We start from the raw sequence: 14145 nt of genomic DNA on the forward strand, positions 1-14145 counted from the left end.
ACGATTAGCCGGGCCGCACCGCTCCGGCTTGAACGGACTTTGCCCTCAGCCGCACCGGCGGCGCACCGGTCATCGAAACGATCGATCGCGCCATATGCGCCTGGTCCGCGAAACCCTGCTCGGCGGCGAGGTCGGCGAGCGTACCGCGCCAGTCGCTGAGCGCGGCGAGCGCGCGGCGGGTCCGCGCTTCGATCCGGAAACGTTTGGGGCTGACCCCATAGGCACGCGCGAAGCCGCGGCTGACCGAAGCCGGATCGAGCTTCATGCGCCGCGCCCACGGCGTCAACGCGAGGTCGGGATCGGCGCGGAGCGCTGCTGCGAGCAGATCGGGCCAGTCGGCGCCGCGGGCGGCGCAGCGCTGGAACCGGTCGCGAACATGGAGCGCGGCGGCGAAGGGATCGCGCTCGGCGAGCCGCACGACGGCATCGGCATCGTCGATCGCGCCGAAACCGGGAGCGAGACCCGGTATCGCCGGCAGGTTGAGCACCTCGGCACCGCGCGCGCCAAAACGGTCGAGATGCGCCGTCCACGGCCCGTGGACAACGACGGTCCCCGGCTGCGCGGCGAACCGCCCCTCGTCGCCCGCCTCTTCATAGCCCCCGCCGAGGACGATGGCGAAATAGCCCTCGGCATGGCGGTGCCGCGGCAAGCTTTCGCCCGCTGCATGGCGTCCGATGCCGGCCGCGCTCACCTGTCGCGCAGGTCAGGCGGCATCGCTTCGCCCTTCAGCAGCGCGATCGCTTCGGCAAGCGGCATGATGCGCTGGCCTTCCTGCCCAAGAGTGCGGATCGCGACCGTGCCTTCGTCGGCCTCGCGCTTGCCGACGACGAGCAGGTGCGGAACCTTAGCCAGGCTATGTTCGCGGACCTTGTAGTTGATCTTTTCGTTGCGCAGGTCGGTTTCGACGCGGATCCCCGCCGCCGCCAGCTGGGCCGTGGCATCGCGGGCATAGTCGTCGGCGTCGCTGACGATCGTCGCAACCACCGCCTGCACCGGCGCGAGCCACACCGGCAGCTTGCCAGCGAAATGCTCGATCAAGATGCCGATGAAGCGTTCGTAGCTGCCAAAGATCGCGCGGTGCAGCATCACCGGGCGGTGGCGCTCGCCATCCTCGGCGATGTAGGACGCGTCGAGGCGCTCAGGGAGGACGCGGTCGGACTGGATCGTCCCGACTTGCCACGTCCGCCCGATCGCGTCGGTCAGGTGCCATTCGAGCTTCGGCGCGTAAAAGGCGCCCTCGCCCGGCAATTCCTCCCAGCCATATTCGGGGGTGTTGAGGCCGGCAGCAACGACCGCGGCGCGCAGTTCGGTTTCGGCCATGTCCCACATCTCTTCGGTCCCGAAACGCTTTTCGGGGCGCAGTGCAAGCTTGATCGAATAGGTGAAGCCGAATTCTTTATAGATGCGGTCGGCGAGCGCGCAGAAGGCCTGCACCTCGCTGACGATCTGGTCCTCGCGGCAAAAGATATGCGCGTCGTCCTGCGTGAACTGGCGCACGCGCATCAGCCCGTGCAGCGCGCCATGCGGTTCGTTGCGGTGGCAGCAGCCGTTTTCGTAGAGGCGCAGCGGCAGGTCGCGGTACGATTTCATGCCCTGGCGAAAGATCAGGACGTGCGCGGGGCAGTTCATCGGCTTCAGCGCCATCCACTCCGCATCGTCGGAGACGATCGGGCCCTCGTCGTCGACATTCGGCACCTCGTCGGGGATCACGAACATATTCTCGCGATATTTGCCCCAATGTCCCGACTGCTCCCACTGGCGCGCGTCCATCACCTGCGGCGTCTTGACCTCGCGATAGCCCGCGCCGTCGATCGCGCGGCGCATATAGGCCTCGAGCTCGCGCCATATCCTGTAGCCCTTGGGATGCCAGAACACCGAACCATGCGCCTCGGCCTGTAGGTGGAAGAGGTCCATCTCCTGCCCCAGCTTGCGGTGGTCGCGCTTCGCGGCTTCCTCGAGCCGGACGAGATGCTCGGCGAGCTGCTTCTTGTTCAGCCAGCCGGTGCCGTAGATGCGCGACAGCTGCGCATTCTTCTGGTCGCCACGCCAATAGGCGCCCGATACGCGCGTGAGTTTGAACGCGGCAGGATCGAGCTTGCCCGTCGAGGCCAGATGCGGGCCGCGGCACATGTCCATCCAGCCGTCACCCGAGCGATAGACGGTGAGTTCCTCGTTCGCGGGCAACTCGGCGGCCCATTCTGCCTTGAACGTCTCGCCCTCGGCAGCCCATTTGGCAATGAGCTTGTCGCGCTCCCACACTTCGCGCGTCAGCGGCAGGTCGGCCGCGATCAGCCGGCGCATCTCCGCCTCGATCAGCGGCAGTTCCTCGTCGCGGAACGGGCCATGCTCGGCGGTCGGCGCGAAGTCGTAATAGAAGCCGTCGCCGGTCGACGGGCCAAAGGTGATCTGGGTGCCCGGAAACAGATTCTGCACCGCTTCGGCCAGGATATGCGCAAAATCGTGGCGGACGAGTTCGAGCGCGTCGGCCTCGTCGCGGCTGGTCACCAGCGCGAGATTCGTATCCTGATCCAGCGGGCGCATGATGTCGCGCAGCTCGCCGTCGATCCGCGCCGCGAGCGCGGCCTTGGCGAGGCCGGGTCCGATGTCGGCGGCAATCTGTGCCGGGGTGGTCCCGCGCACGACTTCACGGGCAGAGCCATCGGGAAGGGTGACGCGGATCATCTGGGACATCGAAAAATCGACCTTTCTGGCAAGGGGTCAGAATCCCCCCGAAAACAGCGCCCCTTTGCCAGCATGCGATAGGAGCGGCAAGGGGCCGATGCGCAACGCGGTTGCAATGATACAATGTATCATTAGAGGGGATGCGACTCCTCCCGCGAAAGTCTTGCTGCATGTGCCTCTCCGTCTCGCGCCCGCGCGCCGCCGACCTGCTCGGCATCACCCTGTCGCTGACCTGCCTTGTCCATTGTCTCGCGCTGCCGCTCGCGATCCTGCTCGCGCCGGCGCTCAGCCGCTGGATCGCGCTGCCCGAAGGCGTTCATGCCCTGATCCTGCTGCTCGCGCTGCCCGCCGCGGCGGTGGCGATGGCGGGCGGCTGGCGCCGGCACCGCCGCGTCGCGCCCGGCGCGTGGGCGGCGGCGGGGCTGGCGCTGCTTGCGCTCGGGCTCGCGGCCCATGAGGGATGGCTCGCGGTGGACGACGCCGAGGCGGCCGACCGGTTGCTGACCTCGCTCGGCGCGCTGGCGCTGGCGAGCGCGCACCTTGCCAACTGGCGGCTGCGCCATCGCGCCCGGCGGTGAATAGCGCCGATAGTGACAAGCAAGCCAATCCCGATGTCAATGTTGCTTGACAAGCATCCCGCATAGTGTCAATGTTCCTTGACTGATTAACAAGGGAGCTTGACCAATGCCTCACATCCTTCGTGCCCTGCCCTGGGCAGCCGCGAGCCTGCTCGTCGCCCTCGCCAGCATCTTCGAACTGATCCCCGAAACGACGGCGCAGACGCTGATCATCGTCATCCCGGCGCTGATGATCGCCACGATCAACGCCGGGCCGTGCGCGCTGCGCCGGCGGAGTGCCTGAGATGGCCGCGGAAGCTGCCCCGGCGCCCGGTCGCCGCCCGCTCTGGTGGGGTGTCATCTTCATCGTCGCCACCTTCGGCACCGGCATCGCCGCGCGCGTTATCGGGTTGAACGGGTTTTGGAGCATGGCGATCATGCTGCCGCCGATGCTGCTGCTGATCCCGCTGATCCGCTCGACCGAGCGCGACGGCAATCTTGCGGGCTGCACCTCGCCCGCGCTCAAGCGCTACAACCGGCGCGGGCTGATCTGGGCGTTCGCCTATGTCGCGGCGCTGTTCTTCGCGATCTCGGTCAACGACTGGCTGCGCCCCGAGGGGCCGCTACTATGGCTGATCGCGGTGCTGCCGGCGCTGCCGATCGTCTATTTCGTCTGGGGGCTTTATCGCTATCTGGTCGAGGAAACCGACGAATATCTGAAGATGCGCCATGTCGGCGACGCCCTGTTCGGGCTCGGGCTGTTGCTGATCGTATCGACCGTGTGGGGGTTCCTCGAGAGCTTCAAGGTCGTGCCGCATATCCAGAGCTGGATCGTCGTGCCGGTCTGGGCGATCGGCATGGGATTGTCGCAGATCCGGCGGCGGATGAGCGGGTCGTGAAAAACCGCCTGAAAGTCCTGCGCGCCGAGCGCGACTGGAGCCAGGGCGACTTGGCCGACCGGCTGGAGGTGTCGCGACAGTCGGTCAACGCCATCGAAACGGGCAAATACGACCCCTCGCTCCCCCTCGCCTTTCGCATCGCCGACCTGTTCGGGCTGGCGATCGAAGAGATTTTCCTGCGCGATTGAGGGTGGGGTGGCGCACGGGGGGATTGGCTTGGCGCGGCGGGCGGAACGTCGGGGATTGGCCGGGAGTGGGCGTTCAAGGTCCTCCCGGAACAAGGAGGTGGCGGCTCGCAGGGCCGACGGAGGGGGCGAAACTCCGCGCCATGACGCACCGTCCCGGCCCCTCCACCACCGCTTCGCGGCGGTCTCCCTCCCCATCGCTGCGCGACAGGGAGGATTTACTCCTCATCGTCATCCCGGACTTGATCCGGGATCCATCGCCGCACCGTTGTCATGGATCCCGGATCAAGTCCGGGATGACGAAAAGTCTGGAAGCGACCGATTGCGGACATTGGCCGCGTGGGCGGCTTTGAATTGAATTCGCGCAGAGGCCGCAGAGATCACAGAGAGGAAGCGGTCTACCTCTGCGATCCATGCGGCCTCTGCGCGAAATATTTGGAAGGCTGCTGACGACCGATTGCGGACGTTGGCCGCTAGATGCGTTTTAACGCTCCACCCCAGATCGCAATATCTCGCACAAAGTTAGCCGGCTCTGTGGCGGAGATTCGAATCGCTACCGGAACCACGCTCTTGCCTTCATATTCGGGCTGCGCTGAATAGCGAGTTACCTTGCCGTCAGCAGCCAGCGGGAACACAACGTCACGGTCTGTGCCGTGCTTAAGATCGGCAACAAAGCTGGGAACATATACGGTGTTTTCTGCAATCGCTTCGCCGCCAAATTCTTTGGGCAGAAGCAACAATGGAACCAACTCCCCCTGATCGACGAGCCGCTGGGCTTCAGCCATGGAGTTCACCGAGTTGTAATCGGGACCGTCATTCTTCTTTTTGCTAAACCAGCCCACAGCCATCTCCCTATTGGCAAGATAGCTAACGGCAGACACGACCGCTTTCCACCCCGAACCCGCCATCACCGCACCCGCCACCCTTGCTCCCCCACGCCGCCGTCGCTAGGGGATCGGCTCCCGCCAATGGAGCCGTCCGTTATGTTCAAGCGCCTGTTCGTCGACCATCCCAAAAGCGTCGATGAAAATTATCTCGAGCATTTCGGCGTCGCGTCGCGCTTTGGGGTGACGATGATCTGGGGCGGGCTGTGCGCGCTGGTCCATGCGGTGGTGCCGGGGCTGTGCATCACCACCGGCAGCGACACGATCCGCCGGCTCAACAAGATCATGGTCGAACAGCGCGCCGCCAAGGGACAGGCCGCGGTTCAGGTCAACACCATCGACTGGGTCATCTGACCGGCGTGAGCGACCTCGCCGAACCCGACTATCTCGACCGCCCCGGCCGCCCCCGCCTCGCCTATCGGCACGTCCGCGGCGCGGGGCCGACGATCGTCTTTCTGCCCGGTTACATGTCCGACATGGCGGGCGGCAAGGCGACCGCATTGTTCGACTGGGCGGCCAGCGAGGGCCGCGCCTGCCTGTTGCTCGACTATGCCGGATGCGGCCTGTCGGACGGCCTGTTTGCCGAGCAGACCCTGCCCGACTGGCGCGGCGATGTGCTCGACCTGATCGACGCCGTGGTGGAGGGCCCGGTCGTGATCGTCGGATCGTCGATGGGCGGCTGGCTGATGCTGCTGACCGCGCTGGCGCTGGCCCGGCGCGACGGGGCGGTGCGCGTCGCGGGGCTGGTCGGCATCGCCGCGGCGCCCGATTTCACCGACTGGGGTTTTTCGCCCGAGGAAAAGGCGATCATCCTGGCCGAGGGCGCCTTGCGCGAAGACACGCCCTATGGCGACCAGCCCTATGTGACGACGCGCGGCTTTTTCCAGTCGGGCGAGGCGAACCGCTTGCTCGAAACCGAAATCCCCCTGACCTGCCCGGTGCGCCTGCTCCACGGGCAGGACGACGGCGACGTGCCGCCGGGCATCAGCCTGCGCCTCGCCACGGCGTTGGCGAGCGAGGACGTCCAGGTCACGCTGGTGAAGGGCGGCGATCATCGGCTGTCGCGCGACACCGACATCGCGCTGTTGATCGCGACGGTCGCGCGATTGACGGAAGAGGCGCATTGAGATGGCGGCGAGCCGCAGCGAGAGTGGCAAGATTATTTCGCACAAAGCCACGAAGCCACGAAGAGGTCGGTTTGGACCGATTGGCTTTGCCCCTTCATCAACGGCGCGTCTGGTGCAAACCCCGTAAGGAAAAGCCGCTTCGCGGCCAGCGCGATGCCTTCGTGGCTTTGTGGCTTTGTGCGAAACCCTCTTGAACGCAGTCTCCGCTTTGAAAGAATGATATGGCCCGCAGCGATTTCAAATTTCACGTCCCCAAGCGCGTCCGCTATGCCGAGATCGATGCCCAGGCGGTCGTGTTCAACAGCCGCTACCTGGAATATTTCGATATCGGCATCACCGAATATTGGCGCGCCGCTGGCGTTTATGACCGCTGGCCGCACCGCGACAGCCCCGAATTCCACGTCGCGCGCGCCGAGGTCGATTACAAGGCGCCGATCCTGCTCGACGAAGAAATCGATATTTGCGTGCGCTGTTCGCGCGTCGGCCGCAGTTCGATGACCTTCCTGTTCGAACTGCATGGCGCAGGGCAGGACGATCTGCGCGCGACCGGGCTGGAGGTCAGCGTCCATGTCGCCGAAGCGCGCGGCGCGCCGTCGCCGGTGCCCGATGCATTCGTATCCCTGTTCGAAGCGTTTGAAGGTTGCCGCCTTCGCGCCTAGATTGGGTCCATGACCAAATATCTCCACACGATGATCCGCGTTTCGGATCCAGACGCCACCGTCGATTTCTTCAAGCTGATCGGGCTGGAGGAAACGCGCCGTTTCGACAGCGAGCAGGGCCGCTTTACGTTGATCTTCCTCGCCCCGCCGGGGCAGGAAGGCGTCGCCGAGGTCGAACTGACCTATAACTGGCCGCCCGCCGACGGCAGCGCGCCCGAGCAATATGCGGGTGGGCGCAATTTCGGCCACCTCGCCTATCGCGTCGACGACATTTACGCGACCTGCCAGCGGCTTATGGACGCCGGGGTGACGATCAACCGCCCGCCGCGCGACGGCCATATGGCCTTCGTCCGCTCGCCCGACGGCATTTCGGTCGAACTGCTGCAGGACGGGCATCTGCCGCCGCAGGAACCCTGGGCGTCGATGCCGAATACCGGCAGCTGGTAGGATCGTGCCGGGCCTGTTGATCAACATCGACGTGCCCGACCTGGCCGCCGGCGAGCGCTTTTACACCCGCGTTTTCGATCTGGCAGTCTCCCGGCGGTTCGGCGACGACATTGTCGAACTGACCGGCAGTGATGTTCCGATCTATTTGATCGCCAAGGCCGCCGGAACCGCGAGCGGCCCCGAAGGCGGCGATTGCCGTCGGTACAGCCGTCACTGGACGCCCGTCCATCCCGATTTTGCCGTCGACGACCTCGACGCCGCGGTCGCCCGCGCCCTGTCCGCCGGGGCGACGCTGGAGGGCGATATCGTGGACCTGCCCTATGGCCGGCAGGCGACATTCGCCGACCCGTTCGGCCATGGATTCTGCCTGATCGCGTTCAACGCCGAAGGATATGACGCGATCGCGACCTGGAACTGGACATCAAGGCCAACCGCGTTCCATTCCGTCTTTTAGGCGAACGGAGCGGAGCGAAAGGAGACGAGATATGACTGCCCTCGACATCGTCCGCATCCCCGTGCTCAGCGACAATTATGTCTGGCTGGTTCACGACCCCGCCAGCGGCGCAACGATGGTCGTCGATCCCGCGGTCGCCGACACGGTGCTCGACGCCGCCGCGGCGCGCGGCTGGACGATCACCGACATCTGGAACACCCACTGGCACCCCGATCACACCGGCGGCAATGCCGCGATCAAGGAGGCAACCGGCTGTACGATCACCGGACCGGCGGCCGAATATGCCCGCATCCCGACGCTCGACGTGCAGGTGGCGGGCGGTGACAGCGTTCGCCTGGGCAACCATGTCGCCAGCGTGTGGGACGTGCCGGCGCATACCGCAGGGCACATCGCCTATCATTTCGCCGACGACGCGGCGATTTTCGTCGGCGACACGATGTTCGCGATGGGATGCGGCCGGTTGTTCGAAGGCACCGCCGAACAGATGTTCGCGAACATGCAGAAGTTCGGCACCCTCGACGATGCGACGCGCGTCTATTGCGCGCACGAATATACGCTGTCGAACGCGCGCTTTGCGGTGACCGTCGAGCCCGACAACGCAGCGCTGGCGGCGCGGCTGGCGGCGGTCGAGGCGGCGCGCGCCGCGGGCGAGGCGACGGTGCCGACCAGCATCGGCGCCGAACGCGCGACCAACCCGTTCCTGCGTGCGGAGACCGCGGCCGAGCTGGGCCGCATCCGCGCGCTGAAGGACGCCGCCTGAGGCGGCCGCAAAAAAAGGCTTAAGCGCCCGTTCATTCGGACGCGGCCACGAAGGAGCATGAGTATGGCCAGGCCGAACCCGATCCTTACCGCCGCGGCGGTGCTGGCGGTGCCGTTGCTGGCCAGCTGCGCGCCGGCCGGCGCCGGCGCAGCAGGCGCTGCGCCGCTGAGCCCGAAGCAGGCCGAAACGCTCGACAAACAGCTGGGCGGCAAGGTGGCCGGGGCACCGGTTCGCTGCCTCTCGTCGGTCCGCACCATCAGCACGATCCGCGTCTCCGACGACATCCTGCTGTACCGCGCAAACGGCAATCTGGTTTATCGCAACGACCTCAAGGGCAGCTGCCCGGGGCTGGCGCGCGACAGCGACATCATGGTGGTCCGCCAGTTCGGCGCCTCGACCTGCGAAGGCGATTTTTTCCATCTGGTCGATCGCAGCAGCGGCATTCGCGGTCCGACCTGCGTCTTTGGCGAATTCGTCCCCTATCGCAAACCGGCGGGGGACGACGGCTGAGCCTTTGGCTCAGCGACAGGCGGGGTCCGGTTTGCGCCGAGCTCTTCGGGTCGCACCCCCGCCTGTCATCTGCTGCATCGGCGCTCAGCTTTTATAGAGCGCGGCGATGCGGTCGGCATACACCTGTTTCAGCACGTGGCGGCGGATCTTCATCGACGGCGTCATCTGTTCATTCTCGATCGTGAAGGCCTCGTCGGCAAAGTCGAACTTGCGGACTTTTTCGATCACCGACAGCTGGCCGTTCACGCGATCGACCGCGGCGCGGAGCGCGGCGCGGAATTTTTCATGCTCGCGCAGCAGTTTGATATCCTTGGGCAATCCCTCGGTCTCGGCCCATTCGGCGGCCCATTCGGGATCGGGGACGAGGAGGCCGACGAGATGCGGGCGCTTGTCGCCATAAACCATCGCCTGCAGGATTTCGGGCTGGAGCGTCAGCATACCCTCGACGCGCTGCGGCGAGACATTGTCGCCCTTGTCGTTGACGATCAGATCCTTTTTGCGGTCGGTGATGACGATGCGGCCGGCCTCGTCGATGTGGCCGATGTCGCCGGTGTGGAGCCAGCCGTCTACCAGCACCCGCGCGGTCTCGGCCGGGTTGCGCCAATAGCCCTTCATCACCAGCTCGCCGCGCACCAATATTTCGCCGTCGTCGGCGATGCGGACCTCGGTGTTCATCAGCGGCGGGCCGACGGTGTCCATCTTGATCCCGGCGCTGGGGCGGTTGCAGCTGATCACCGGCCCGGCCTCGGTCTGGCCATAGCCTTGCAGCAGGGTCAGCCCGATCGAATGGAAGAACACGCCGATTTCGGGATTGAGCGGTGCGCCGCCCGAAACCAGCGCCTTCATCCGGCCGCCGAAACGCTTCTGGATCTTGGGCCGGAACAATCTGCCGAGGATCAGGTCGACCGGGCGGTCGAGCAGCCCGAGGCCGTGCGCATAATCCTTCTCGCCGACGCGTAGCGCCTGGTTCAGCATCCAGTTGGCGAGCTTGCCCTGTTTCTCGACCGCCTTGATCATCCGCGCGCGGATGACCTCGAACAGCCGCGGGACGACGACCATGATCGTCGGTCTGGTCTCCTCGATGTTCGAGACCAGCTTTTCCAGCCCCTCGCTGTAATAGATTTGCGCGCCGACCATGATCGGCAGGAACTGCCCGCCCGAATGTTCATAAGCGTGGCTGAGCGGCAGGAACGACAGGAACACCTCTTCTTCGCCGATGCCGAAGTCGTTGACGAGCACCTCGGCGGCGCCGGCGGCGTTGTGGAGGATCGCGCCATGATGCTGCATCACCCCGCGCGGCGCGCCGCCGGTGCCGCTAGTGTAGATGATGCACGCGGTGTCCTCGCGCTTGACGCCCAGCCCGCGCGCCTTGGTTTCCTCCAGATATGTCGCGCCGTCGGCGACCAGCGGCGCCCAGTCGCGGATCTCGACATCGCCCTGCTGCCCGACGCGCAGCGGCTCCATGCTGATGACGATATGCGCGTCGGACCGCATCACCGCGGGCATCAGCGTGCGCGCCAGCTTGGCGGTCGAGACGATCACCGCCTGCGCCCCGCTGTTGTCGAGGATATGCTGGTGATCGCGCTCGGTGTTGGTGGTGTAGGTCGGGACGGTGATGCACCCGGCCGCCATGATCCCCAAATCGGCGATGCACCATTCGGGACGGTTCTCGCTGATCAGGACGACGCGGTCGCCCTCCTTCAGCCCGAGTTCGCGCAGATTGTGCGCGAGCGCAGCAACCTGATGGGCGACCTGCCGCCAGCTCAGCGGCTGCCAGGCGCGGTCGGCCTTGCGCCATAGGAACGGGCTTTCGCCGCCGCGTTCGGCGCGGTCGAAGAACATCGCGACCAGGCTGGGGAATTGGTCGAGATGGGGGTTTTCCAGCTTCATGCCTCTTGCTCTCCCAAAGAGGTGTCCCTTGTTATATTTCAGCCCTGCGGCGGCGCGCCATCGACCGACGAGGTGCCCGGACCGCGCGGATCGGCGGCGCCATGCCATGTGTCGCCAACGCGCTGCGCCGCGTTGAGTTTCGACCCGAGATCGGTGGGCGTAAAGCCATAGCCGAACGGTGGCATCTGCTTCGCGATCGCCTGCCCCGCGGCATCGTCTTCGATCAGCACGCCCTGCTGTCCGTAAAACAGGTTGGGCAGTGCGATCGCCGCCTCGGCCGAAAGCCCCCAGTCGAGCACCCCGATCAGCGTCTTGGTGACATGCATGATGATGCGTTTGCCGCCCGCCGAACCGACCGCCAGCACGACCTTGCCGTCGGGGCCGTAGACGATCGTCGGCGACATCGACGACAGCGGCCGTTTGCCCGCCTCGACCCGGTTGGCGGCGGGAGCGCCGCCTTGAACCGGGTTGTGATCGAAATCGGTCAGCTCGTTGTTGAGGAAATAGCCGTTCGCGATCAGGTGGCTGCCGAAGATGCTTTCGACGGTCGAGGTCATCGACGCGACATTGCCGGCGCGGTCGACCGCCACGAAATGTGTCGTCCCGTTCTCGGCCACCGGGCCCGAGGTGGTGCGCGGCGGCGCTCCCGGCGGCGTCCCCGCTTCGTAACGCGCCGCCTTGCCGAAGGGCGAGATCAGCTGGCGCCGCTCGGCCAGATAGGCTTTGTCGAGTAGGCCCGCGACCGGCACCTCGACGAAATCGCCATCGCCGAGATATTTGGCGCGGTCGGCATAGGCGAGTTGCATTGCCTCCGCGATGAGGTGCCAGCTCATCGGATTGTCCTTGCCCATCGCCTGCATATCCCAGCCCTCGATCATCCCGAGGATGCCGAACACCGTCGTTGCTCCCGACGAGGGCGGCCCCATGCCGCAGACCTTGTAGACGCGGTAGGTCGTGCAGACCGCCGGACGCGTCCTCGCCTGATAGGCGGCGAGATCCTTCGGCGTCAGCACCGCCGGATTGCGCACCGATTTGGCGACCGCGTCGCCGATCGCGCGGGCGTTGGCGCCGGTGTAAAATGCGTCGGGTCCGCGCGCCGCGACATCGCGGAGCAGCGCGGCATAGGCCGGATTCTTCAGCCGGGTGCCGACCGGCGCGGGCTGGCCATCGACATAATAGATTGCGCGCGCGGCAGGGAAATCGGTCCACAAATCGCGGTAGCGGTCGAGGAAATTATAGAGCGCCGGGCTGACCTCGAACCCCTCTTCGGCGAGGCGGATCGCGGGCTGGAACAGCGCCTGCCATTCCAGCTTGCCCCATTTCCGGTGCGCCATCTCCATCAGCCGCATATTGCCGGGGACGCCGACCGAGAGCCCACCGGGGATGACATCGGCATAGCCGCGCGGTTTGCCGTCGGGACCGAGGAAGCGTTCGGGGGTCGCCGACGCCGGGGCGGTTTCGCGCCCGTCGATCGTCGCGACCTGATTGGCCGCGGCGTCATGATAGACGAGGAAGCCGCCACCTCCGATCCCGCTCGACTGCGGTTCGACCAGGGTCAGCACCGCGACCATCGCCACCGCCGCGTCGGCCGCCGAGCCGCCCTGCTGCAATATCGTACGCCCCGCCTCGGTCGCGCGCGGATCGGCCGACGAGGTGACCCCCTGCGCCGCGGCGAGCGACGGGAGGGCGAGAAGGAAAAAGCTGAGGGCGGCGAGGAGTCGGGTGATCATGGGCGCGACCTTGGCGCGGGGCATCGGACAGCGCAACCCCGACCCTGACCCTCCCTGTCGCGCAGCGATGGGGAGGTGGCAGCGCGAAGCGCTGACGGAGGGGCTTTGGCGCCACCGTCGTCGCCCCTCCACCATCCGCTTCGCGGACGGTCCCCCTCCTCATGGCTTCGCCACAGGGAGGAAACTAGCCGCCAACCCCGACCGCGTCGGCCACGCGCGCGAAGCCGTCGCGCTCCGCGAGTTTTTCAAGCCCACGCGCGATCCGCGCCGCGAGGCCGGGGCCTTCGTAGATCATCGCCGAATAGATCTGCACCAGGCTCGCCCCCGCGCGGATGCGCGCCCACGCCTGCTCGGCGGTTGCGATGCCGCCGACCCCGACCAGCGGGATCGTGCCGCCGCTCGCGGTGCGGAAATCCTTGAGCCGCTGAAGCGCGAGGTCGTGGAGCGGCGCCCCCGACAATCCGCCGGCTTCCTCCGCATGGCGCGCGCGCAGCGTCGGCCGCGAGACCGTCGTGTTCGCGACGATCAGCGCCGCGAGACGCTTGTCCAGCGCGACCTTGACCAGATCGTCGATATCGGCGGGTTCGAGGTCGGGGGCGACTTTCAGAAACACCGGCACCGGTGCGCGATCATCCTGCTGATCGCCCACCGCGTCGAGCAGAGCTTCCAGCGCTCCCCGGTCCTGCAAGGCGCGCAGACCCGGCGTGTTGGGCGAACTGATGTTGACCGTGATATAATCGGCGAGCACTCCCATCGCCGCCATTCCCGCCGCATAATCGGCGATGCGATCGGCGCTGTCCTTGTTCGCCCCGATATTGATGCCGAGCGGCACCGGAAAATCATGGTGCCGTTGCCGCAGGATGCGCGCCGACGCCGCCGCCTGCCCGCCGTTGTTGAACCCCATGCGGTTGATCACCGCAGCGTCCTCGACCAGCCGGAACAGCCGCGGCCGCGGATTGCCCGCCTGCGGCAGCGGGGTCAGCGTCCCGACCTCGACGAAGCCGAACCCGAAATGCGGCATCGCGTGCGCGACGCGCGCATCCTTGTCGAAACCCGGCGCCAGGCCGACGGGGTTCGGGAAAGCGATACCCGCGACGTCGGTGGCGAGCGCGGGACTGGTCAGCGCCCGCCGCGCGCGCGGCAGCGGTTCGAGCGCGGCGACGGTCAGATTGTGCGCCGCTTCCCCGTCGGTGGCGTGGACGAGCGGGCGGACGAGCGCATAGGCGGTGTCGGTCAGCGAAGCGAAGAAGGACATGGCGCCTGCCATTGCGCCGTGCCGGACGCTATGGCAAGCCCCCCGCGGGCCAGCATAAACGCTTCGGAAAAACCGGGAGAAAATCGTGTCGCACCTTCGCCTTGCC

General features: G+C 66.3%; 17 protein-coding genes. 11 read left to right on the forward strand and 6 right to left on the reverse strand.

Annotated elements, in window-relative coordinates:
- Nucleotides 1–4 precede the first annotated feature (4 nt).
- Together HEQ22_RS11165 and thrS are read right to left on the reverse strand one after the other, a co-directional pair.
- On the reverse strand, nucleotides 5–649 hold the full coding sequence (locus HEQ22_RS11165; RefSeq protein ID WP_432767971.1) for a helix-turn-helix domain-containing protein: 645 nt from the start codon (nucleotides 647–649) through the stop codon (nucleotides 5–7).
- A 38-nt stretch (nucleotides 650–687) separates the two neighbouring features.
- On the reverse strand, nucleotides 688–2691 hold the full coding sequence (gene thrS / locus HEQ22_RS11170; protein ID WP_432767972.1) for a threonine--tRNA ligase: 2004 nt from the start codon (nucleotides 2689–2691) through the stop codon (nucleotides 688–690).
- Nucleotides 2692–2852: 161 nt separating this feature from the next.
- Here thrS and HEQ22_RS11175 point away from each other — a divergent pair, with 161 nt between their 5' ends.
- The 4 genes from HEQ22_RS11175 to HEQ22_RS11190 all read left to right on the forward strand — a co-directional run bounded on the left by HEQ22_RS11175 (nucleotide 2853) and on the right by HEQ22_RS11190 (nucleotide 4326).
- Nucleotides 2853–3260 carry a MerC family mercury resistance protein gene (locus HEQ22_RS11175; RefSeq protein ID WP_432767973.1) on the forward strand — a complete coding sequence of 136 codons (408 nt, stop codon included), beginning with the start codon at nucleotides 2853–2855 and terminating at the stop codon, nucleotides 3258–3260.
- A gap of 106 nt (nucleotides 3261–3366) precedes the next feature.
- Nucleotides 3367–3543 carry a hypothetical protein gene (locus tag HEQ22_RS11180; RefSeq protein ID WP_432767974.1) on the forward strand — a complete coding sequence of 59 codons (177 nt, stop codon included), beginning with the start codon at nucleotides 3367–3369 and terminating at the stop codon, nucleotides 3541–3543.
- Nucleotide 3544: 1 nt separating this feature from the next.
- A complete protein-coding gene (locus tag HEQ22_RS11185; RefSeq protein ID WP_432767975.1) occupies nucleotides 3545–4138 on the forward strand; it encodes a hypothetical protein in 594 nt (197 codons plus the stop codon).
- The gene (locus HEQ22_RS11190; RefSeq protein ID WP_432767976.1) at nucleotides 4135–4326 is read left to right on the forward strand and encodes a helix-turn-helix transcriptional regulator; all 192 of its coding nucleotides are present in this window, start codon (nucleotides 4135–4137) and stop codon (nucleotides 4324–4326) included. Before HEQ22_RS11185 ends, HEQ22_RS11190 begins: the two co-directional genes overlap by 4 nt.
- A 470-nt stretch (nucleotides 4327–4796) precedes the next feature.
- Here HEQ22_RS11190 and HEQ22_RS11195 read toward each other — a convergent pair whose 3' ends face one another.
- Nucleotides 4797–5246, reverse strand: coding sequence for a hypothetical protein (locus tag HEQ22_RS11195; RefSeq protein ID WP_432767977.1), 450 nt, complete (start codon nucleotides 5244–5246; stop codon nucleotides 4797–4799).
- A gap of 60 nt (nucleotides 5247–5306) precedes the next feature.
- On the opposite strand from HEQ22_RS11195, the gene HEQ22_RS11200 reads away from it, so the two are divergent.
- From HEQ22_RS11200 to HEQ22_RS11230, 7 genes are all read left to right on the forward strand, one after another.
- Nucleotides 5307–5561: a DUF6356 family protein gene (locus HEQ22_RS11200; RefSeq protein WP_432767978.1), complete on the forward strand. Its 255-nt coding sequence runs from the start codon at nucleotides 5307–5309 to the stop codon at nucleotides 5559–5561.
- Between the two features lie 5 nt (nucleotides 5562–5566).
- A complete protein-coding gene (locus HEQ22_RS11205; RefSeq protein WP_432767979.1) occupies nucleotides 5567–6334 on the forward strand; it encodes an alpha/beta fold hydrolase in 768 nt (255 codons plus the stop codon).
- A gap of 221 nt (nucleotides 6335–6555) precedes the next feature.
- Nucleotides 6556–6993, forward strand: coding sequence for an acyl-CoA thioesterase (locus HEQ22_RS11210; RefSeq protein ID WP_432767980.1), 438 nt, complete (start codon nucleotides 6556–6558; stop codon nucleotides 6991–6993).
- Between the two features lie 9 nt (nucleotides 6994–7002).
- Entirely contained in the window at nucleotides 7003–7440 is a 438-nt protein-coding gene (locus HEQ22_RS11215) for a VOC family protein (protein ID WP_432767981.1), read from the forward strand.
- Nucleotides 7441–7444: 4 nt separating this feature from the next.
- Entirely contained in the window at nucleotides 7445–7894 is a 450-nt protein-coding gene (locus HEQ22_RS11220) for a VOC family protein (protein WP_432767982.1), read from the forward strand.
- 31 nt (nucleotides 7895–7925) lie between these two features.
- A complete protein-coding gene (gene gloB, locus HEQ22_RS11225) occupies nucleotides 7926–8654 on the forward strand; it encodes a hydroxyacylglutathione hydrolase (protein ID WP_432767983.1) in 729 nt (242 codons plus the stop codon).
- Between the two features lie 63 nt (nucleotides 8655–8717).
- Entirely contained in the window at nucleotides 8718–9164 is a 447-nt protein-coding gene (locus HEQ22_RS11230; protein ID WP_432767984.1) for a hypothetical protein, read from the forward strand.
- A gap of 84 nt (nucleotides 9165–9248) precedes the next feature.
- Here the strand turns inward: HEQ22_RS11230 and HEQ22_RS11235 are convergent, their stop codons facing one another.
- From HEQ22_RS11235 to HEQ22_RS11245, 3 genes are all read right to left on the reverse strand, one after another.
- The gene (locus HEQ22_RS11235) at nucleotides 9249–11054 is read right to left on the reverse strand and encodes an AMP-dependent synthetase/ligase (RefSeq protein WP_432767985.1); all 1806 of its coding nucleotides are present in this window, start codon (nucleotides 11052–11054) and stop codon (nucleotides 9249–9251) included.
- Between the two features lie 38 nt (nucleotides 11055–11092).
- A complete protein-coding gene (gene ggt, locus HEQ22_RS11240) occupies nucleotides 11093–12784 on the reverse strand; it encodes a gamma-glutamyltransferase (protein ID WP_432767986.1) in 1692 nt (563 codons plus the stop codon).
- 184 nt (nucleotides 12785–12968) lie between these two features.
- Nucleotides 12969–14039, reverse strand: coding sequence for a quinone-dependent dihydroorotate dehydrogenase (locus tag HEQ22_RS11245; RefSeq protein ID WP_432767987.1), 1071 nt, complete (start codon nucleotides 14037–14039; stop codon nucleotides 12969–12971).
- Nucleotides 14040–14145: the final 106 nt, after the last annotated feature.

It is taken from the genome of Sphingopyxis sp., assembly GCF_050916055.1.
Classification (GTDB): domain Bacteria; phylum Pseudomonadota; class Alphaproteobacteria; order Sphingomonadales; family Sphingomonadaceae; genus Sphingopyxis.